A 22,236-nucleotide genomic window follows, 5' to 3' on the forward strand; every position below is an offset into this window, starting at 1 on the left:
CCTTCCCATGTCAAATTTATAATGGACGTCTACTGATGAAACTTAATCCAAATGAAACAATATTAGAGACATTATACCAAACCATTTTATCCAAAAAAAATGCTGATCCAGCTATGAGTTACTCCGCGCAGCTTTTGTCCCAAGGGCCAAAGAAAATAGCACAAAAATTTGGAGAAGAGGCCATAGAATGTTTACTGGAAGCCGCTACGGAAAATAAACAAGGATTGATTGCTGAAAGTGCTGATGTGCTTTATCATCTTCTGGTAATGTGGGTTAATAGTGCGGTAAAACCAGAAGACGTTTGGAACGAACTTCGTCGACGAGAAGGAATAAGTGGTATAATGGAAAAAGCTTCTCGATAATGATAAATTTCTTCCTACATGTAAGGAATAACCATGTCTACCCTTAAAGAATACTACGACACTCAAAATGTTTTTGCAAAAATCCTCAGAAATGAAATTCCTTGTTCCAAAATTTATGAAGATGAATTCACCCTTGCCTTTCACGATATTGCCCCCAAAGCACCTGTCCACGCGTTGGTCATAACCAAAAATCCTTACATTTCGTTTGCCGATTTTTCTAAACGGGCTGCACCCGAAGAAATGGTTGCTGTTACCAAAGCGATTGGTGTGGTTGCGGCGAAATTAGGGTTAAAAGAAAATGGCTACCGAATCACCAGCAACATAGGACATAATTCTGGCCAAGAAGTTCCTCATTTTCATTTCCATATCATGGGTGGACGACCTATGGGAATTATAGGCTAAAACCATTGCCGCTAACAAAAATTTCCACAAGAAGCAATGCTACGGATACTGTAAAACCAATGAATTTACAGGAAGTTCGAGAATTTATTGAAATTTTAGCTTCCGTGCATCCTCATGCTCAAAGTGAACTTTACTTTACCTCCCCCTTTACTTTGTTAGTCGCCGTAGTGTTGTCGGCTCAAGCAACGGATGCTTCGGTGAACAAAGTTACCCCTACTCTATTTGAATTAGCCAATACACCTCAAGCTATGGTGGCGTTGGGGTTAGAGACACTCGAAAAACTTATCAGTTCAATAGGACTATGGCGTGCGAAAGCAAAACATATTCTCCAACTGTCGCAACAACTCATCGACAATTTTAACGGCATCGTGCCCAATAATAGGCAAGATTTAGAATCGCTCGCAGGTGTCGGAAGAAAAACAGCAAATGTGGTCCTAAATGTTGCTTTTCATCAAAATACCATGGCTGTTGATACACATATTTTTCGTCTTAGCAATCGCACGGGGTTAGCGCCTGGTAAAAACACTCTGGAAGTTGAAATGGCTTTGGTAAAGCGTATCCCAAAACACTATTTACGCGATTCCCACCACTGGCTTATTCTACATGGCAGGTATACGTGCAAGGCTCGTAAGCCAGAATGTTGGCGCTGTCCTACACGTGACGTATGTCACTATAATCATAAACAGCTTACTGTCTAAAGTATTCACTGCGTGCCATAGGCATATTGGGGGATCCCCGATCAATCGGTTCCATTACCCACGGTCTTTGCCCTCGTTTATGCAAATCATCTGTAGAAGAGTAAGGATTCAACCACAATATATGGGCGCCCTTCGTCCAATTTGACTTTTTATTGATAAAATGTTTTGTTTTACATTCAGAAAATTCCCATAAAAAAGAAAGCTCCGTAACAACATTGGAACATAATGTTTTCTTTTCCTCGTTTTCAGAGATGGCTTGACGCACCACTAAAATCTTTTCTTCGTAAAAATAACAGTATTTTTTTTCACAATGGTAATAGGGCGTGGAATTATCAGCCTGTATTACTGTTGTTTTTTGGACTCCTAACGCTTTACGCCATTGTTCCAAAACCATTTTGTTACATACACCTTGGCAAACAACCCACACGTCTTTTTTATGTCGAATACCAATCATACGACCGTTCGGCGTGGTAATCGCGTCTGGAAGGTTAATTAAAAAATAAGAGCACAAACTAATAAATATTAAAACAATACCCAGCCAACGCGTAAACGAAAGTACACCTACACACAACAAAAAAAGACCTAAGAAATAACACCCTAACCCCCAATGAGGCAATTGTACAATCGGTAAACTTGCATAAGGTAAATTGGCTACGGTCTGAGCAATAAAGATAATAGCGTGTATACCCCACGCCATGAGTTTTAAAAAAATAACATCGCCTCCCACAGGCATGGTCAATAATGCAATTATGCCAAAAGGCAAAACCCACAAAACGGCAATTGGCACAGCAATTAAATTTGCAACCACATAATAACTATTCAATTCATGAAAATAAAACGCAACGATGGGTAGAACCGCAGAACCTGCAATAAGACTAATCAAAGCGGGTTCGACGACAAAGCGAAAAATATAAGGGTATTTTTTTTGATCATGAAGAAAATGAGATTTTAAATAACGCAACGCATAACGATAACCCGAAGTAAGCGACAAAACTGCCGCCATCGACATTTGAAAAGATATATCCAACACGTTGACAGGGGACCACAACAGCAAAACCATTGACGCCAGCATAAGGTTATACCGTGAAAAACACGAACGATTATAAAAAAATGCCACCATCGCTGTTGAGGCCATGATCAAACTGCGCAGGGCGGGTATATGCATTCCCGTTAGCATCAAATACAAACATCCAGCAAACCAACCACATAAAACCGCAATATGCTTGATAGGCCAGCACAAGGTTGCATATTGACTCCTTAACAACAACCATCGACTGGTATAAGCAACGATAAACATAACTGTTCCAAGATGCAGTCCCGCTATAGCGAGCAAATGGGCTAATCCCGAAGCCGAAAATATATGACGATCTTGCGGAGAGAGCTGTCCACCTAACCCCGTTAACAATATCTGTGCAATGTCACCCTCGCGCCCTGGCAATACGCGATGAACTTTTTCAGCAATTTTTTCTCTTACATACCTTAAATGATAATATTTTTTGCTGTTAATAATCGTAATTTGACGTAAGGCGTAGCCATAAGCTCCAACATTTCCAAACCAAGAATGAAATTGCTGATCGTATGCGCCTATTATTTGAGGGGAGCTAGGTCGTCTCAGCATAACTTTTGCACGAATACGGTTACCAACATCAACGTTTTGCTGATCCTTTGCTCGTAACGTAAATATAATTTTGCGCGGCCAAACCATTTGATCGGACTCTGGAGGCAACAAAAATTTAACAGAAGTAACGAAAATACGTTTCTTGCCGGAAGGAGAGAAATCAACCCCTTGAACAATGCCTTCTATTTGAGTGGCGTGCAAGGGCACTTGGTAAAAAGGATAGTGACGATAAGATTGGTACCAGGATAATGAAAACCCTAGAGATATCCAAAAAACTGCCCAAAAGAGATAATACAGAACGTAAACGTCTACACGACGCCATCGCAGGTAAAAAATACAGCATATAGACCCAACGAGAGTGATAAGGCTTGGATACAAAGGAAGTTCTGTAACAGGCAGAAAATAGATTAAGCATCCTATCGAAAAAAACACAGGGGTCCACAGTCGATTGTTTTCGAATTCAGCTCGCAATTTATAAAAAAAACTAAGCAAAATTGTATCTTAGCCAGGTTTGTCGTATCGCTTACGCTATTAAAAGAAATAAATGATACTCAATAAACATTATTGATTTTTTAAAATATAGAAAATCCATTTGTACACTATACAAATAAATTTTAAACTTAATACGCTTATGACGAAATTTTATAGTTGCTAAGGGTTAATTGTCTTTAACTGAATTATTACAAAAAAACTTTTTTTGCTCTTATTTAATATAGTAAGCTTATTCCCCTATGCATTGATCCAACACTATTAACGAAAGACAAATTGTCCATCACGTCTGTGTCAGTTAAAACCTCCAACACATAATTCTTTTTTTAAAGTTTTGAATGGAACATTTTTTATAAGGAAGGATAAGTTGTTTGGTCACCTAAAAAATTATCTTAAGTAGACATACGCTTTTCCTCTAGCATACATATAATTCGATCTGAAAGATTGATCCCTCCAAAAACATTTTCTCATAATTGAAGTAGATCACTCGCAAAGAAAAACGATTGAATTTCGACAGAATATTTTCCTTTTATCCGCGATGCGTCTATGAAGCATTAAATACAAATTGTTAAATACATTAATAATTTTTATAGCCAGCTTAGAACCACATTCCGTTAAGTAATCTTATTTAAAATATTTACCTCTCCCTACTACTAATTTAATTTTTGCAAGAATACGGTTTCTTAAAAGTGTTTATCTAAAATAAACTTAATTAGGCAGACGAATTTCATATTGATTCGTAATGTTTAACCGTTCAATAATCAAGATGTAAACCCTCTTTCAGTTTGGTTAACATCACTCTTGATGATTCTTCGGGTTTATTGGACCACGCAAATACAGCATTCGTCGCAATCCCATCAAACTTCATTTCATAAAGACGTTTAAAAATAGTATTAAAATCAACCTCACCTTCCCCGATGTTAAGATGCTGATGAACCGTAACGTTAGCCTCTGGGGGATTTACAATATAGCGTAAACCGAACGCGGCTTTATGATTAAACGTGTCCGCAAAAAGAACATGGTCAATCAAGTCCCCTGCCTCATCAAATTGGGCGTTAATATCCCCTACCCCGTCATCATAATAAAAAGCATGAGCTGTAGAATACACCAATTTTATCCAGGGTTTATCCAACCCTTTTATCATATTCACCGCACCTTTATTGGTTTCGATAAAATCATACGGATGGGCTTGAAGATTAAGTTGAATGCCTTCCTTTTCAAAAATTGGTAATAACTCATCCATGGATCGAATAAACATTTCTTCACAAATAGCAGGCTTCAGCTTCGTTCCAGAAAATTCGCTATTCATAACTTCGACATCAAGCTCAACTGCAATTTCAATCGCACGTTTCCAGTTTCGAACCGCGGCTTGACGTCTTTCCTCTTCAGGGCCAGACCAAAAATAAAGGGGTAAAAGAGAAGAAAGCTGCACCCCCGTTTCCGCAAGCGTTTTTTTCATAGTCTGAAGCGTCGCTTTATTAACTTTTGGATAAGTATAAAAGGGACAAAAATCAATTCGAGGGGACATTTCTATATATTTGTAACCAAGATCGGCTACTTTATAGATCATTTCTACGAGGGTGGTATTATCTCGTAAATGACTAGGGTCATAGGCTAATTTCATTCTTTAATCTCTTTTATCAAATCATTGGCAAGGTTTAAGAACTTTCTTAGTTACATTCGTAATCAGTATTAGAGCTATTATCAATGCGTAAATAATCCTTTTGATATCAACTTATCTTGACGTAAGATTTCTTTGTTTTTGATTAGGAATTAATGTTAACCCAAGCAAATATTTAAAAATAAAATTTTTTAATTCATTGGGATAAACTCTAAATAAATCGCGTTAAAAGTGTTTTTGTCTTTTGAAAATAACAAAGGGTATTTAAAATTGATTTGGTTGGTATAAAAATAACAAATAATTTTACTAGACTTTTCAGAACCAACTTTAATAATAAAGATAGCGTTAAAGTTTAAAATTGCTTTCCAAGAAAGACGTTCATGACAGTTCGTACACGTTTCGCTCCAAGTCCAACAGGGTTACTTCATATCGGCAATGCACGAGCAGCCCTTTTTAATTATCTTTTTACCAAACATCACGGTGGAAAATTTCTTTTACGAATTGAAGACACGGATCGAGAACGCTCAACGCAACATGCCGTCGATATTATTTTAGAAGGCCTGTCTTGGTTAGGTTTAACGCCAGATGAAGCACCAATTTATCAATCAACTCGAATCAAACGGCACCAAGACATAGCTTTACACTTATTAAAAACAGGTAAAGCCTATAAGTGCTTTTGCACGCCCGAACAACTCGCGGACATGAGGGCAAACGCACAAGCCGAAGGAAAACCTCCAAGGTATAATGGCTATTGGCGTGACCGCGATCCTTCGGAAGCTAATCCCAATTCTCCTTATACCATACGAATAAAAGCCCCTAGAGAAGGCAGCACGACGATACACGACCTGGTTCAAGGAAAAGTTACCGTTAACAATAGTGAACTTGACGATATGATTATTCTGAGAGCAGACGGAACCCCAACTTACCAACACGCTGTTGTTTGTGACGATCATGACATGAATATAACCCATGTCATTCGAGGGGATGATCATTTGACCAACAGTTTTAGACAACTGGTCATTTATAGAGCAGCTGGCTGGGAACCTCCCTCTTTTGCTCATCTTCCCTTAATACACGGCCCTGATGGTGCAAAACTTTCCAAACGACACGGTGCAAGCTCTGTCGTTGATTTTAAAGAGGAGGGCTATCTTCCTGAAGCCCTATGCAACTATCTCCTCAGACTGGGTTGGGGACATGGAGATGATGAAATTTTAAATCGTGAAGAACAAATTAAACTTTTTGATTTGGATGGCGTTGGACGTTCCCCTTCCAGAATGGATTACACGAAGTTAGCGTATATTAATGGCTATTGGCTAAGACAGGCTGATAATGTTCGATTGGTTAATGAAGTTATTCATAGAATTTCACAACAAGATTCTATTGTATTTAATGAAGAAATGAAAACAAGATTAAGCGTCTTGATGCCCGCTTTGAAAGAGCGTGCTAAAAATTTGAAGGAACTTGCTGAAAATTCTAAATTTTTGTTTTCCTCAGTCCCTCTTTCGTTCACGGAAAAAGCACAAAAATTACTCACCGAAGAAAATCGTGCTTTGTTAAGAAAACTTAGTGAAAAAATCATAGCTTTACCAGAATTTTCTAAGGAAGCAATTGATACACTCCTTCGTCAATTTGCTGAACAAGAACAGATAAAATTAGGAAAAATCGCTCAACCCCTACGAGCGGCCGTTACAGGAAGTACAATATCCCCGGGTATTGACGATACGCTGGTCGCTTTAGGAAAAGATGAGGTCTTAAAACGACTAGGAGCAGCAATCAATGGATAGTCCTTTTGGACAACATTTTTTGGGAATAGAAGGGTTATCTTCTCATCATATAGGGATGTTGTTGGATCGCGCTGAGAACTATGCGCTTCTCAATCGTTCGCGCAAAACACCGCGAACGTTACTTCGAGAGCGTACGTTAATTACTCTTTTTTTCGAAAATAGTACACGAACCCGAACGTCGTTTGAACTTGCAGGAAAACGATTAGGGGCGGACGTCATCAATATGTCCGTTTCAACGTCTTCGGTCAGTAAAGGGGAAACTCTTTTAGATACTGCCTATACCTTAAACGCTATGCGGGCTGATTTATTGGTTATTCGGCATGCTCATTCTGGTGCACCTGCCCTTCTTGCTCAAAAAGTAGATGCCAGCGTTATTAACGCTGGGGACGGTACGCACGAACATCCCACCCAAGCTTTATTGGATGCTTTAACTATCCGAAGGCATTACGGCAAGTTATCTGGATTAACCGTGGCCATCTGCGGGGACATTCTCCATAGCCGTGTCGCTCGTTCCAATATTTTGCTCCTTAACACTATGGGATGTAAAGTACGCCTGATTGGTCCGCCCACCTTATTACCCAAAGCCATTGAAAAAATGGGGGCCTCTATTTACTATTCTATGGATGAAGGGGTTGAAAATGTCGACGTTATCATGATGCTGCGTATGCAAAAAGAACGTATGCGTGCTGGACTGGTTCCTAGCTCAAGAGAATATTTTCGCTTTTACGGTTTGGATAGAAGACGCCTAAACATGGCCAAACCTGGGGCATTGGTTATGCACCCTGGCCCTTTAAACCGTGGCGTCGAAATTGATAGTCATGTTGCCGATGACCCTTATCAAAGCGTTATTCAAGAACAAGTTGAAATGGGTGTGGCCGTACGAATGGCAGTGTTGGAAAAATTCTCTCACATAAAGGCACAACCATGAAACCCTTATTGTTCGAAAACGTAAGATTAATTGATCCCAAATCAAATATAGATCAACTCGGTCGTTTATTGGTTCAAGAAGGAAAGATTGTCGGTACGGATTTACCCAATGCAGAAGGTAAACCCGACGAATGCGATATTATTAACGGTCAAGAATGCGTATTATGCCCAGGTTTGGTTGACATGCGCGTTACCGTTGGTGAACCTGGCTTTGAATACCGGGAAACCATAAATACCGCTGCTTCGGCGGCAGCGGCAGGGGGAATAACTACGTTGGCAATATTGCCTAACAGTATGCCTGCCATTGATAACCCGGCGCTGGTTACTTTATTAAAAACAAAAGGCGATCATACACGGTCGGTAACTATTTTACCCTACGGTGCGCTAACCGTCGGTTGCGAGGGTAAAGAAATGGCAGAAATTGGCTTGTTGAAAGAGGCAGGCGCCATAGCCTTTACGGATGGCAACAAGGCATTGGCAGACACACGACTTATGATGCAAACCATGTCCTATGCACATGGCTACGATTGCCTTATTGTACAACATCCTGAAGATCCTGCCCTTGCTTATAAAGGAAGTGCAACACAAGGTGAATTATCCACACGATTAGGGTTACCTTCTATTCCTGCAGCCGCAGAAGCCATTATGATTGCAAGGGATCTGAAACTAGCAGAAATAACAAAATGTCGTTTGCATTTTGGTCACGTTTCAACAGCGGAAGGACTTGAGTTAATACGTCAAGCGAAAGAAAAAGGCCTTCTCATTTCATGTGATACAGCCCCTGTCTATTTTGACCTCAATGAGGATGCTATTGGAGATTTTCGAACCTACGCCAAATTGTCCCCCCCTTTACGTTCAGAAGCGGACAGAATAGCCGTTTGCCAGGCTTTAGCAGACAAAACTATTGATGCGATTGCTTCTGACCATTTTCCAAGGGATGTGGATGACAAGCGACTGCCCTTTGCAGAAGCCGCAGCAGGAGGAACAGGTTTGGTTACCCTGCTTAGCGTCACACTGACCCGAGTCAAAGATGGCACCTTATCGTTGATGGAAGCCATTTCATTCCTAACGTATAGACCCTCACATTTACTTGGACAACCTTGTGGCACCCTTGCGAAAGGAGCTGATGCTGATTTATGCTTATTTGACCCGACTGCAACGTGGCAAGTGGTTGCAGGACACCTACCAGGTTTAGCTCAAAATACACCTTTTGATAACAGGATTTTGCCTGGCGTTGTATTAGGCACATGGAAACGGGGACGCAAAACGTTTTTTAGGGAAATATTATAATGGAGCATATTTGGCAAATTCCTTCTTTTGCTTGGCCACTTATGCTTGGAATTGGCTTAATAGCTTATTTAATAGGAAGTATTCCTTTTGGCATGCTGGTAAGTCGGTTAGGAGGGATTGACGATATACGAAAAGTAGGTTCAGGAAATATAGGCGCTACCAATGTGTTAAGAACAGGAAAAAAAAAATTAGCAGCGCTAACGCTTTTTCTCGATATGTTAAAAGGGGCATTTGCTGTTGGTTTCGCTTTTATTTTTGGTATGGTTTCGCCTAAGGCAGCCATGTCCATCGCATCAATTTTCGTCGTTATTGGCCATTGCTATCCGCTTTGGTTGAGTTTTAAAGGGGGCAAAGGGGTAGCAACAGGCCTAGGGGCAAGTTTAGTCTTGACACCTCTGGCCGGTATAAGTTGTTGTTTCATTTGGCTTATCGCTGCTAAAATTTCTAAAATTTCTTCTGTAGGTGCTCTGAGCGCGTTTAGTGCGTGGCCAGTGTTGGTATTGGTTACCCATCAACTCCATTTTAAATCCACTCTTTTGTTTTCATCGCTTACGATTAGTATATTAATTGTATGGCGACACCGACAAAATATTTTTCGTTTAATTCGTGGAAGTGAACCCCACATTGGAGATGATAAAAGGAAGATACACCTTCCAAATGGATAAACGATCTACAAACGAAATCCCTGTTTCCGAACTTATTTCTTATTTAACCTTGGCAAGGACTGAAAATATAGGGGCAATACGATATCGCCAACTTTTAAACACCTACAAAAATCCTGAACAAGCATTGAGGGCACTTTCTTCTCTAAATTTAAAAAAAGATCGTTCTAAAAAATTTAACATTCCTACAACCGCTTCTATTCTTAGAGAAATTGAAAATACTTTTAACGCTAACGCGCAATTTATCCTCTATGGCTTTGACGACTATCCAAAATTACTGAGTCATATTTATGACCCACCCCCTATTCTAACCGTTTTAGGCAACAAACAGTATCTTGATAAAAAAAACATTGTTATTGTGGGGGCTAGAAATGCTTCGCTTCATGGTGTTCAAATTGCCCAAAACTTAGCCACAGAATTATCTTCCTATGGAATTGGCATCACTTCTGGATTGGCCAGAGGTATTGATCAGGCAGCCCATAAAGGCGCACTCTATACGGGATTTACAATTGCTGCGATAGCCTGTGGTATTAATATCGCCTATCCTCATGAACATACAAAGTTACAAAACAAAATTGCTGAACAGGGGGTTGTGGTTACCGAATTCCCTTTTGGCGCACAACCCCAAGCCACGCACTTTCCACGAAGAAATAGATTAATTGCGGGTCTATGTCATGGATGTGTCGTCATTGAAGCAGCACTCAACTCAGGTAGTTTAATAACCAGCAAACTGGCATTGGATTATCATAAACCCATATTTGCTGTCCCTGGCTCTCCTCTCGATCCACGCTGTAAGGGAAGCAATAATTTAATACGTTCAGGTGCTATTTTAACTGAAGAAGCATTGGATGTTTTGTCGGAAATCCCTGAATTTTCATTGAACAATAGTTTCCTCAACAGTCAGAAACTTGCACTTCAGAATAAAACCAAACCCTCTAAAGATCTTTTCAGTGCATCATCTAAACAAATTCTAAACAAGGATACACACCATTTATCTATTGAAGATTATATCTTGTCTTTGCTTTCGACAACCCCCGTTTCAATCGATACTATCCTTAGGAATGCTCCATTCCCAGCTTCAAAAATTCTTAGTTGTGTGACTTTACTTGAAATTAATAGCAAGATACTTTATCAACAAAATGGTTACGTTTTGAAGTTTATATAAATTTTCTTAAAACTGCGTATCCAACCCACTGGCCTAGCCTGTCCCAAACCTAATAATTTTTGAAATTTAGGTTGCTTCTTAATCAATAAACATTAGTATCTTTGACTTTGATTTACTTTTTATATTGTACACTCATCTGGGGAAACTATGACGGACGTCATTATTGTTGAATCTCCTGCCAAAGCCAAAACTATTAATAAATACCTTGGCAATAAATACACTGTCGTCGCTTCATTGGGGCACGTAAGAGATCTTCCTCCGAAAGATGGAAGCGTTCGTCCCGATGAAAATTTTGCCATGGACTGGCAAGCCGACGAGCGAGGTAATAAGCAAATAAAACTCATCGCTAAGGCTTTGAAAGGTGCACAAACGCTTTATCTTGCAACCGATCCCGATCGCGAAGGAGAAGCCATTTCATGGCACGTTCGATCCATGCTGGAAGAAAAAAATCTTCTTAGAAATATTAATGTCGAGCGTATCACGTTTAATGAAATAACAAGACAAGCCGTACAACACGCAATTAAACATCCTAGAGATTTGGACCAACCTCTTATTGAAGCCTATTTGGCAAGGCGTGCCCTGGATTACTTAGTAGGATTTACGCTTTCCCCAATTTTATGGCGTAAACTACCCGGTTCCAGAAGCGCTGGACGCGTTCAATCGGTAGCTTTAAGATTGATTTGCGAACGTGAAGCGGAAATTGAAGTATTTCAATCTAAAGAATATTGGACCATTACGGGACAGTTTAAAACCTTACGTAATATTGATTTTTCTGCAAGGTTGACTCACTTTGAAGGGAAAAAACTTGAACAATTTGATTTAGCCAATGAATCCATTACACAAAATATTTGCCAAGAGATTATTAAGACATCCTATGCCGTTCAATCGATCGAACGTAAACAAACGAAAAGAAATCCTTCCCCTCCTTTTACTACGTCCACGTTACAGCAAGAAGCTTCAAGAAAACTTCATATGAGTGCTCAAACCACCATGAGGACGGCTCAACAATTGTATGAAGGGATTGATCTCCAAGGAGAAACGGTTGGACTTATTACTTATATGCGTACGGATGGTGTCCAATTAGCAAACGAAGCCATTGAGTCCATTCGAACCCATATAGGGAAAAACTTTGGCAAAAATTATCTACCGGGCACAGCGCGTAAATACGTCAGTAAAGCAAAAAATGCCCAAGAAGCGCACGAAGCCATTAGGCCAACCTCTATAGACAATACCCCTGATCACGTTGCGGCTTTTTTGACCCCTGAACAAAAAAAATTATATGAACTAATTTGGAAAAGGGCTGTTGCCAGTCAAATGCAATCGGCAGTTATTGATCAAGTTGCCGCTGTTCTTAGCAATCCTAACCAAACCGCATTATTTCGGGCAACGGGTTCTGTGATCGCTTTTGATGGTTTTTTAAAACTTTACAAAGAAAGCTCCGACGACACAGATAAAGATAAGCATTCGAGTGATGCTTCAACCCTATTACCTACAATGAAAGAAGGGGAAGAGGTTAGCCTGAACAAGTTAAATCCAGAGCAGCATTTTACCCAACCTCCTGCGCGATACAGCGAGGCTTCTCTTGTCAAAAAAATGGAAGAACTTGGGATTGGAAGACCTTCAACTTATGCGTCTATATTGGGGGTATTAAGAGATAGAGATTACGTTGCTCTCGAAAATCGTTACTTTATTCCTCAAAACAGAGGTCGATTGGTTACAGCTTTTTTAACTTCCTTTTTCAAACGCTATGTAGATGTCGATTTTACCGCTAATCTTGAAGAACGGCTTGATAATATCTCCAACAGCAAATTAAACTGGAAAACGGTTTTACAAGAATTTTGGCAAGATTTTTCCAAGGCTATTGAACAAACTAAAGACTTAAAAATATCTGACGTTATTGATGCATTGGATAAGGATTTAGAAGCGCATTTTTTTGCTCCGAGCCCCGATAATCCTAACCCAAGGAAGTGTCCCGCTTGTACAGACGGTATCCTTCACCTTAAACTTGGTCGTTATGGATCTTTTATAGGCTGTGTAAACTATCCAGAATGCCAATATACTCGCAAATTAATTGCTGAAGAATCAAACGATAACGACGAAAAAGAACTAATCGAAGGCACAAAACTATTAGGAAAAGATCCACAAACCGATAAAAATGTCTATTTAAAAAAAGGACCCTGGGGGCTTTATCTTCAACTCGGCGACACGGATTCCGAAGATAAAAACAAAAAACCCAAACGATCCACAATACCCTTTGGGACAAATGCCCTTAACCTCTCTTTGGAGGATGCGCTTGCACTTTTATCGCTCCCGAAACAGCTTGGACCCCATCCTAAAACGCAAGAAACAATTCAAGCCGGCCTAGGGCGGTTTGGACCTTATCTTAAAATGGGAGGGATTTTTGCATCTTTAAAAAAGGGAGAAAATATTTTAGACATTACTCTTAATCAAGCCGTTGAGGTTATTGATCAAAAGCTTGCCACTATACGAACCCTTGGTTTACATACCAAAGACAACAATCCTATTTTACTTCGCAAGGGACGTTTTGGTTTTTATTTGCAACATAATAAAACAATTGCCAATCTTCCAAAAGATAAAGACGAAACGACTTTATCGTTAGAAGAGGCAATGCAACTTTTAAAAGACAAAGGTAAAACTCCAAGCGGAGGCAAGAAAAAACCATCAACCACTAAAAATAAAGTGACAGTAAAAAAAACTAAAAAAGTATAAGTAAATTGTTAAATTTTTAGAAAGCATGTATAGTTTAAGTCATAATTTGCTTTTTTTATGACGGAAATAACTACCCACTCTGCTTTGTTATTAATTTTTCACTCATTTTGACTTGTTAATAGCATCGTTAGATTTTGTCTTCGGAGAATTCCTATTCCCTCCCTTATGCGGCAATCTTTCCATGTATTTACACATACAAAGCCATTTTTCCGTGATATCATTTCTAATGATTACAGACGGCTATTAAAATGCATTGTGTTTACACTTTTTTTTCTAGCTGCAAGTTCTATAAGGGCTTTTTCTCAACCCCTCACGTCTACAACTTCCGTAAATACGTTTAATAAAGAAACATATTATAACGTTCTTACTACCGCGTTAACGTTCTTACAACCTCGTAGTTTAGAAGAACATACCATTCAACGCCTATGTATGTGGGGTTTGAATGGAATAAATGCCTTGGATCCTTCATTTACGCTCAAAGTGGCCGAAAACAAGCTCTATCTTTTCAGAGCTCAAAAATTAATTTATTCTGCTGAATTACCATCCTCAAAAAACGATATTCAACAATGGGTTCAATTCATTCTTGATTTTTGGTTCCAAGCTTGGAACAATTCCCCTGATATTAAAACTGGCGATAATCAAAATTTAATACAAGCTTTTTTTGACGAACTTTTTGATCATCTTGATCCCTATTCACGTTATGTTGCGCCTGCTTCTGCTGATTCCGATCGTTCCTTTAGAGATGGGGGCGAGGCTAACGTCGGCATAACCTTAACCAAACACGGTAAATATACCTTAATTAACACTATTAACACTAATAGCCCGGCTTGGGAGGCCGGCATCGATGTGGGTCAATATCTTTTCAAGGTTGACGATAAAACTACATTTGATCAACCCCTTAACACCATAAACCATTGGCTCGAAGGACCTGAGAATACCTATGTAATTTTAACCTGGGGTCATAAAAATTCAAAAAAAACACATACAGCTAAAATAAAACGAGAGTTAATTCCCCCTGCAACGGTTTTTGCTTTTTCAAGTGACGATATTGTTATCTTAAAAATTACTTTATTTTCAACAACGACTGCAGAAGAAATGAGTCAATACTTGGATCAAGCAATGCAAGAAATAAATATAAAAGGGTTGATTATTGATCTAAGGGGAAATCGTGGTGGTGTTTTGCAACAAGCAGTAACGAGCATAGCGCTGCTTTTGGATAATGGTATTGCTGTAACTACGCAAGGAAGAAATCCAGAAGCAAACCATGTATGGGTCGTACAAGGAGGAGATCTTATTAAAGGGGCGCCTATTGTTATTTTAGTGGATGGACGCACAGCAAGCGCCGCTGAAATACTAGCCGCCTCACTTTCAGATCATAGAAGGGCTGTTGTCGTTGGAAGTGTGACGCTAGGAAAAGGACTTGTGCAAACCATTGCACAACTTCCGGATAATGGGGAATTATTTGTTACCTGGAGCCGCGTAATCGCACCTTTAGGTTGGCCTCTACAGGGTCTAGGAGTCATACCTCAAATATGTACCAGCAGAGGCAACGCTTTTGTACAAAAACAATTAAAAAACTTGGGAACGCACACGTCCAATTATGAAACAATAATTTCTCTCTCACGAAAAACCCGATTGCCTTTATCTTCCAAAACCATTACCTTATTACGCAACTCCTGTCCCGCAGCGGTAGGGACAGATAATGATCTTGATATTGCTATTAAATTAATACTCGATCAAAATCTCTATACCCAAGCACTGAAACTTATTCCTGCAGAGTAAAAGAATATTGATCTCTTATTGATCATTTACTAAACTCTTAAATTTGCATGTCTAAGACGTTTAAAAACAAAATTCTTACTGTTTAATGCATCAAAATTAGTCTAATAACCACGTATAGAAAAATCAGTTACCATAAGGGTTTACGATGAAATTACGACTTCGTCTAATTGCGTCTTCAGTTTTCAGTCTTTCCGCTTCTTTGTATAGTGCTTTGGTCGTTTCATCATCTGCACAGGCACAGCCAGTACGGGGTTTGTATGTTACAGGTTCAGGAGGCGCCAGCTTTAATCAAGACCAAGTCGTGCGATTAAACTCTATTATGCCAGCTGGACGTGATGTATATCGTATAGGGGAAACAGGAATTGGTAGTATTGGATATGGGCTAGGAAACGGATTCCGTGTCGAAATTGAAGGAAACTACCGTAATAATTCTTTAAAATATCAAAATTTAGGTACCTACAAAGCATACGGTCACGGGAGCCAGCAAACCTATGGTTTTATGGCCAATGCACTGTTCGATATGGATATAGGCAATCATTATATTTTCCCTTATTTTGGCGCCGGTATAGGATATGGATGGTCGACCATGAATGGGGTGAATTTATATACGAATGATAACAGACTTACTGAAAAACTTGGAGGCACTTTTGGTAATTTTTCATACCAAGCTATTGGCGGGCTTTCGTTTCCTACCCCTTGGATTGTAGGACTTTCTTTCGTTACTGAATATCGTTTTTGGACTATGCTTGCACCCCAAAGCCATACAGCAGACGTTTGGGGTACTCAAGGAGGATATAATTCAACACACGAAGATAGATATGGTCGCGGCAACCGGGATACGACAACGTATTTTAATCATTCCCTTCTATTAGGCTTAAGGTACGAATTTAATCCTGCGCCCCCTCCGGAAACACCCGTATCTAATCCAACCCCCGAAGTGCCACATTCGAGAAATTCACAAACTTATTTAATCTTTTTCAATTGGAATAGCGCCGATTTGGATGACCGTGCCAGAGCTATTGTACGAGAGGCTGCCTTAGGATATAGTAGCGTTCAACACACGCGCATTGAGGTCAATGGCTATACAGACAATTCTGGCTCTCAAAATGAAAAAGGCAAACGGTATAATATTGAACTTTCGTTAAAACGAGCCAAAGCGATACGAGCAGAGCTTATTAAAAATGGTATTGCAGCTTCTGAAGTTGATATTCACGGCTTTGGCTCAGAAAATCCACTCAAAAAAACCTCAGAAAATACAAGAGAAGCGCAAAATCGTCGCGTAGAAATTATAATACATTAGCGTTTAAAATAGAATTTACATTTTAAATCTCAAAACAAGTGTTAGTTTAAACCCGCAAATAATGGCGTTGACAAATACCGTTCTGCAAAGGAAGGGGCTATTACTACGATCGTCTTTCCTTTGTTCTTTGTATCCGATGCCAGTTTAAGACCGGCATGCAAAGCTGCTCCAGATGAAATCCCCACAGCTATACCATCAAGGCGTGCCAACCTCCGTGCTGCACCAATGGCTTCGTTCTCAGAAACTACAAGTATTTTTTTAATCACACTTGTATCAAGAATTTTAGGTTTGAACCCAGCACCAATTCCTTGAATGCCATGAGGGCCCGGTTCTTCACCATTTAAAACCGCACTCTCAGCAGGCTCTACGCCATACATTTCGATGTTCAGATTATGTTGTTTTAAAATTTTTGCTATACCCGTAATAGTGCCGCCTGTTCCTATCCCTGCGACAACAATATCTACCTTACCTTTGGTGTCTTCCCAAATTTCTCTTCCCGTTGTTTTCTCGTGAACCAAACTATTCATTTTATTTTCAAACTGTTCTGGCATCCAACTGTGAGGAGTTGTTTTAACAATTTCTTTTGCCCTTGCTATTGCCCCCGCCATGCCTAGACTTCCCGGAGTCAGCTCCACTTCTCCATCAAGAAAGCGTATCATTCTCCTTCGCTCAATTGATGCTTTTTCAGGCATGGTAACAATTAACCGATATCCCCTAGAAGCAGCCACAAATGCCAAACCTATTCCAGTATTTCCAGAAGTGGGTTCAACAATAACGCTTTTATGAGGGATCAATTTCCCCTCTTTTTCAGCCTGCAAAACCATTGAAGCCGCAATACGATCTTTTACGGAAGCCAAAGGATTAAAACATTCCATTTTAAGAAGAATATCGGCTTGAATTTTATCAATGGCAAGCAAATTTCTTGGACGCACTAGTGGGGTTCCACCAATCGTTTCAAGGATGGAATCGTAAATTTTTCCTCTAGGTTCAGCAAAACTAAAATGATTATCATCATCTAAAAATGTTTGGGAAATTTCTTTACGCGACATTTCGGCTCGTCTCCTATAATGCAATTAGGATTCAATTTATAGTACTACTCTAGTTTGTAAATAAAATTATCTACATTATTTTATGTTATTATTAAGAATACAATAAGTAAAATTATGATAATCGTTTGCTGTTGTCAGGATTAATTTAAAGGTGGAATTATAGTATATGGTATTAAGACAAGACCGCGCCATCATCGCTGTTTTAATTATGACAGATGTCGCCTTTTATTCGAATCGGAATCATGCAATAAACGCGGCAGATATCTCGCAACGAACGAATTTACCTAAAAGAAGTATCGAGCCCATTTTACAACTTTTATCTAAAGCAAAAATTCTTACCAGTATTCGCGGCCCCCATGGGGGGTATCATCTTTCAAGGCCAAAACGATTAATTACCGTAGCAGACATTATTCAAGCCATCACTTTAGAAGAAAAAGAGAAATACCAAGAAATTTCTTCTGTATTGCACCTGCAGGTTATTAAACCTTTCTGGGAAAAAATTGATCAAAAAATTCTGACGGAATTTTCTAAAACAACCTTACAAGATTTAACAAAAACAGCAGAACAAAAAGGGATTAAAAAACCCAAACCTACCGCAATACATTTTTTCATTTAGTATCTTAAAACTCTTTAAATTTTAAGATACACAAAAACTAGTTCATATTCTTTTTCTTGGTTCTAGAAACAGCTCTTTTTCTATGGTTTCTGTTTGTTTTAGCTTTGGACGTTGATGTATCGGGTTTTGTTTCTACCACGGGTTTTGGTAAGGGAACCCCAGTGTTATCTACGGTTACACTAACACTAAGCGGCGTTTTTACTGTGTCGTCTTTGCTTATAAGTACAGCCACAAACTGGTCTGTTCCTGCATAAGCAGTCGTTGGCGTATAGCGTATATAGGTACGATTATCATAATTATAAATAAACGTTTTTCCGTGTTCTGGTAACGTGGTCACACCAAAAGATTGATAGGCCCCTTTTGGATTAGGTGTCTCTACTGTAAATTCGCACTGCCCCTCGTCACTGCGTACTTTCATTTCAGTTTTCAAACTACCATCTTGATTTTTAACAATAGGCGTTACAGTGCATACAGCGGACCGTTTATCGTATTTAAAAGGATTATTAATTTCACGATCGGGCGCTATTACTGCTGGATGCTGACAAGCTACCAAAACAAATCCGAATGTAACCGTAACTAAAGAGAATTGAAATCTCACGAATGGACCCCCATTAACTTAAACAAAATGATAAATACGATGCATAAGCATACAATTACCGCAAGCCGTTGAACACAACTTTAATACTTATCTATGATAAAATAAATAGATTTTAAAACGAACCGCAATTTATATAATTTTAAAAAATCTAATTTACGAATCGAGAATTAAAAAAACTTTTAAATAGAATTTAATAGTGTTTTTGTAATAAAATTGGCTATTTAGGTTATGACTTAAGGATAATAAGAATTAAAATTTTAAATATTGCATAATATGATATATTTGCTATACCCAAAATCTAATTACTTTATAAGTCATAAGCTTAAAGTACTATAGAGAACAAAGATTAATGTAAACGCATCTTGGTAAACAAATTTGTTTTTTGTTTTCGACCTCTATACCTTTTACCCATATCCGATTTGGAGAATTCGATGTCTCTTTTAACAAAACATGCTTTATGTGGATTAATTTTTGCTGGTCTTTTTTTTAGCAGTTCAAGTTTTGCTAGTTCAACCTGCAAGATCTCTCCTACACATCAATCGTTTAATGTTGAAGGATTGAAAAGCGAGTTAATGGTAACTGCGTTATCCTGCCAAGCCCAAGATAAATATAATGGGTTTATTGGACAGTTTAGATCCGTAATTAACGAAGAACAAGATAAACTCAAAATACTTTTTCGAAAAAATTACGGAAGAAGGGCACAAAAAGAACAAGATGACTATATAACTCAACTTGCCAACGTACAATCTTCTGAAGGGTTAAAAGCAGGAACTATATTTTGTCGCCAACGTGTTAATATGTTTGATGAAATTAAACCTCTAAAGACCGCAGAAGAATTATCTGAATACGCTGATGCTAAAAATATTATGCAACCCGCTTCGGTTGAAGTTTGCGAAGCCCCTTCGGTCGTCAAATCAAAAACAGGTCGCAAAAGACATATTACCCGACACAAGGTTGCGAAAAAACATTAAAAAATAAACAATTAGAAGTCATCGTTTTAAAGAAAATGAATGTCATCACACCGTTTTTTTATGGAATACTTTTAAATAATGAATGATTTATTTTCTTTAACTCAACAAGGCAAACCAAAAACAAACAAACAAAAAGCGCACCCATCGCAGCCTGAGGCATATAAAAAAGACAGCTATGATGCTAAGGACATTGAGGTTTTAGAAGGATTAGAACCTGTCCGTCGCAGGCCTGGCATGTATATTGGCGGAACCAACGAAACGGCTTACCATCACCTTGCAGCAGAAGTTTTGGACAACGCGATGGATGAGGCAGTAGAAGGCTTTGCGAATAAAATTGAAGTCAAACTCGAAGCGGGTAATAAACTTACTGTCCGAGACAATGGTAGAGGCATCCCCGTTGATCTTCACCCAAAATATAAAAATAAGTCCGCATTAGAAGTTATTATGACCACGCTACATGCGGGAGGAAAATTTTCGAACAAAGTTTACAATACGGCTGGAGGCCTACATGGCGTTGGTTCTTCTGTTGTTAATGCATTATCCTCTTGGATGGAGGTTGAGGTTGCACGTGATCGAACTGTATGGAAACAAACTTACTCCAAAGGGTTGCCGACTTCATCTCTTGAAAAAATGGGGGTTGTGCTTAATCGAAGAGGAACTCAAATAAGTTTTATTCCCGATAATCAAATATTTGGCGATATACATTTTGATCCTCAACGACTTTACACCCTATGCCGTTCCAAAGCCTTTTTGTTTAAAGGGGTTACAATTCTCTGGTCTTGTGAAAAACAGCTCATTGCAAACAACGCTACGCCTACAGAGGCAGTTTTGCATTTTCCAAATGGCCTAGAAGACAGTCTAAAGGAAGAAATTGAAACCGATTTTCTCATCTGTCCTATATGGTCTGAAGATGTACAGCTCCCTACTGATGCCCTAGGAAATCCTACAGGACGCATCGAATGGTCTATTGCCTGGCTTGAAAAAAGCGTACCTTCGCTTTCTTCATTTTGTAATACGATCCCGACTCCTTTAGGGGGCACGCATGAACAAGGATTAAAAAATGCTTTACTAAAAGGCATACGATCGTGGGGAGAGCAACGTTCAATTAAACGTATAGGAATTATCACTTCGGAAGACATCCTTAACTCTATTTGTGCCAAACTCTCTATTTTTATCCACACGCCTGAATTCCAAGGGCAAACAAAAGAAAAATTGAGCTCGAAAGAAACCGTTAAATTAGTTGAAACCGCTATCGGGGATAGACTTGACCATTGGTTTGCGGCCGATCCCAGTCAAGCCGATACGTTATTGTCCGCCATTCTTGAAAAAGCAGAAGAGCGATTAAAACGTAAAGAAAACAGAGATATACAAAGAAAAAGTGCAACCAAACGTTTAAGGTTACCTGGGAAACTCACAGATTGCACCCAAGAAAATTCCACTTCAACGGAAATATTTCTTGTAGAAGGAGACTCAGCAGGAGGATCCGCTAAACAAGCCAGAAACAGGGAAACGCAAGCCATTTTACCCTTAAGAGGTAAAATATTAAATGTGGCCAGTGCTTCAAACCAAAAACTTAACAATAATCAAGAATTAAAAGACCTAATCGAAGCATTAGGTTGCGGAACGGGTACGCATTTTAATATTTCCAAATTAAGATATGGTCGCATCATCATTATGACGGATGCGGATGTCGACGGAGCGCACATCGCTTCATTGCTCATGACATTTTTTTATCAAGAACTTCCTGAACTTGTAAACCAAGGTAAAATTTTTCTTGCTCAGCCTCCCCTTTATCGATTAACACAAAGCGGAAAAAATATTTACGCAATGAACGATAAGGATAAAGAGGTTAAATTAAAAAAACTTAGTCGTAATCAAGCTAAAATAGAGGTTTCACGTTTTAAAGGTCTGGGGGAAATGCCACCAAAAGATTTAAAAGAAACCACAATGGATCCAAACCATCGTATATTATTAAGAGTACTGATTGCTCAAGAAGACAGAAAAAATACAGAGTTATGCGTTTCCAATCTAATGGGGCGCCGATCAGAAATGAGGTTTCAATTTATACAACAACACGCTGAATCATTTGAAAATATAGACATTTAATTATCAATATATTCTTTAAAATCAAGGGATTAAATATATTAACATATCAAATGTTCGCTCATGTTC

18 protein-coding genes are annotated in these 22,236 nt (G+C 38.9%); 14 read left to right on the top strand and 4 right to left on the bottom strand.

Features of this window, described 5'->3' with window-relative positions; genetic code table 11:
• Positions 1-35: 35 nt before the first annotated feature.
• From AABE15_RS08150 to nth, 3 genes are read left to right on the top strand one after another with little or no spacing between them, the layout of a single operon-like run.
• The gene (locus tag AABE15_RS08150) at positions 36-362 is read left to right on the top strand and encodes a phosphoribosyl-ATP diphosphatase (protein WP_338330795.1); all 327 of its coding nucleotides are present in this window, start codon (positions 36-38) and stop codon (positions 360-362) included.
• A gap of 33 nt (positions 363-395) precedes the next feature.
• Positions 396-764 (top strand): histidine triad nucleotide-binding protein, encoded by a 369-nt coding sequence (locus AABE15_RS08155; protein ID WP_338330796.1) that lies wholly within the window; start codon positions 396-398, stop codon positions 762-764.
• Positions 765-823: 59 nt separating this feature from the next.
• Positions 824-1,462, top strand: a complete 639-nt coding sequence (gene nth / locus AABE15_RS08160; RefSeq protein WP_338330797.1) for an endonuclease III — start codon at positions 824-826, stop codon at positions 1,460-1,462.
• Here nth and AABE15_RS08165 read toward each other — a convergent pair.
• Both AABE15_RS08165 and AABE15_RS08170 read right to left on the bottom strand, forming a co-directional pair.
• Positions 1,452-3,572, bottom strand: coding sequence for a ComEC/Rec2 family competence protein (locus AABE15_RS08165; RefSeq protein ID WP_338330798.1), 2,121 nt, complete (start codon positions 3,570-3,572; stop codon positions 1,452-1,454). The two genes, nth and AABE15_RS08165, sit on opposite strands and share 11 nt — an antisense overlap.
• 751 nt (positions 3,573-4,323) lie before the next feature.
• The gene (locus AABE15_RS08170; protein WP_338330799.1) at positions 4,324-5,193 is read right to left on the bottom strand and encodes a sugar phosphate isomerase/epimerase; all 870 of its coding nucleotides are present in this window, start codon (positions 5,191-5,193) and stop codon (positions 4,324-4,326) included.
• 377 nt (positions 5,194-5,570) lie between these two features.
• Here AABE15_RS08170 and gltX point away from each other — a divergent pair, with 377 nt between their 5' ends.
• The 8 genes from gltX to AABE15_RS08210 all read left to right on the top strand — a co-directional run bounded on the left by gltX (position 5,571) and on the right by AABE15_RS08210 (position 16,830).
• Entirely contained in the window at positions 5,571-6,974 is a 1,404-nt protein-coding gene (gltX, locus tag AABE15_RS08175) for a glutamate--tRNA ligase (protein ID WP_338330800.1), read from the top strand.
• Positions 6,967-7,902: an aspartate carbamoyltransferase catalytic subunit gene (locus AABE15_RS08180; protein ID WP_338330801.1), complete on the top strand. Its 936-nt coding sequence runs from the start codon at positions 6,967-6,969 to the stop codon at positions 7,900-7,902. The genes gltX and AABE15_RS08180 overlap by 8 nt, the downstream gene beginning before the upstream one ends.
• A complete protein-coding gene (locus tag AABE15_RS08185) occupies positions 7,899-9,191 on the top strand; it encodes a dihydroorotase (protein WP_338330802.1) in 1,293 nt (430 codons plus the stop codon). Before AABE15_RS08180 ends, AABE15_RS08185 begins: the two co-directional genes overlap by 4 nt.
• A complete protein-coding gene (gene plsY, locus AABE15_RS08190) occupies positions 9,191-9,856 on the top strand; it encodes a glycerol-3-phosphate 1-O-acyltransferase PlsY (RefSeq protein ID WP_338330803.1) in 666 nt (221 codons plus the stop codon). Before AABE15_RS08185 ends, plsY begins: the two co-directional genes overlap by 1 nt.
• Positions 9,849-11,018, top strand: coding sequence for a DNA-processing protein DprA (gene dprA, locus AABE15_RS08195; protein ID WP_338330804.1), 1,170 nt, complete (start codon positions 9,849-9,851; stop codon positions 11,016-11,018). The genes plsY and dprA overlap by 8 nt, the downstream gene beginning before the upstream one ends.
• 147 nt (positions 11,019-11,165) lie before the next feature.
• Entirely contained in the window at positions 11,166-13,748 is a 2,583-nt protein-coding gene (gene topA / locus AABE15_RS08200; RefSeq protein ID WP_338330805.1) for a type I DNA topoisomerase, read from the top strand.
• A 255-nt stretch (positions 13,749-14,003) separates the two neighbouring features.
• Entirely contained in the window at positions 14,004-15,530 is a 1,527-nt protein-coding gene (locus AABE15_RS08205; protein WP_338330806.1) for a S41 family peptidase, read from the top strand.
• Positions 15,531-15,675: 145 nt separating this feature from the next.
• Entirely contained in the window at positions 15,676-16,830 is a 1,155-nt protein-coding gene (locus tag AABE15_RS08210; protein WP_338330807.1) for an OmpA family protein, read from the top strand.
• A gap of 41 nt (positions 16,831-16,871) precedes the next feature.
• Here the strand turns inward: AABE15_RS08210 and cysK are convergent, their stop codons facing one another.
• On the bottom strand, positions 16,872-17,879 hold the full coding sequence (cysK, locus tag AABE15_RS08215; protein ID WP_338330808.1) for a cysteine synthase A: 1,008 nt from the start codon (positions 17,877-17,879) through the stop codon (positions 16,872-16,874).
• 166 nt (positions 17,880-18,045) lie between these two features.
• Between cysK and AABE15_RS08220 the strand changes: the two genes are divergently transcribed.
• Positions 18,046-18,495, top strand: a complete 450-nt coding sequence (locus AABE15_RS08220) for an Rrf2 family transcriptional regulator (RefSeq protein ID WP_338330809.1) — start codon at positions 18,046-18,048, stop codon at positions 18,493-18,495.
• Between the two features lie 37 nt (positions 18,496-18,532).
• Here the strand turns inward: AABE15_RS08220 and AABE15_RS08225 are convergent, their stop codons facing one another.
• Positions 18,533-19,093: a hypothetical protein gene (locus AABE15_RS08225; RefSeq protein WP_338330810.1), complete on the bottom strand. Its 561-nt coding sequence runs from the start codon at positions 19,091-19,093 to the stop codon at positions 18,533-18,535.
• A gap of 431 nt (positions 19,094-19,524) precedes the next feature.
• Between AABE15_RS08225 and AABE15_RS08230 the strand changes: the two genes are divergently transcribed.
• Positions 19,525-20,064, top strand: coding sequence for a hypothetical protein (locus AABE15_RS08230; RefSeq protein ID WP_338330811.1), 540 nt, complete (start codon positions 19,525-19,527; stop codon positions 20,062-20,064).
• Positions 20,065-20,142: 78 nt separating this feature from the next.
• Entirely contained in the window at positions 20,143-22,170 is a 2,028-nt protein-coding gene (gene parE / locus AABE15_RS08235; protein WP_338330812.1) for a DNA topoisomerase IV subunit B, read from the top strand.
• Positions 22,171-22,236 lie beyond the last annotated feature (66 nt).

The sequence above is a fragment of the Commensalibacter sp. Nvir genome (assembly GCF_963921845.1).
Taxonomy (GTDB): domain Bacteria; phylum Pseudomonadota; class Alphaproteobacteria; order Acetobacterales; family Acetobacteraceae; genus Commensalibacter.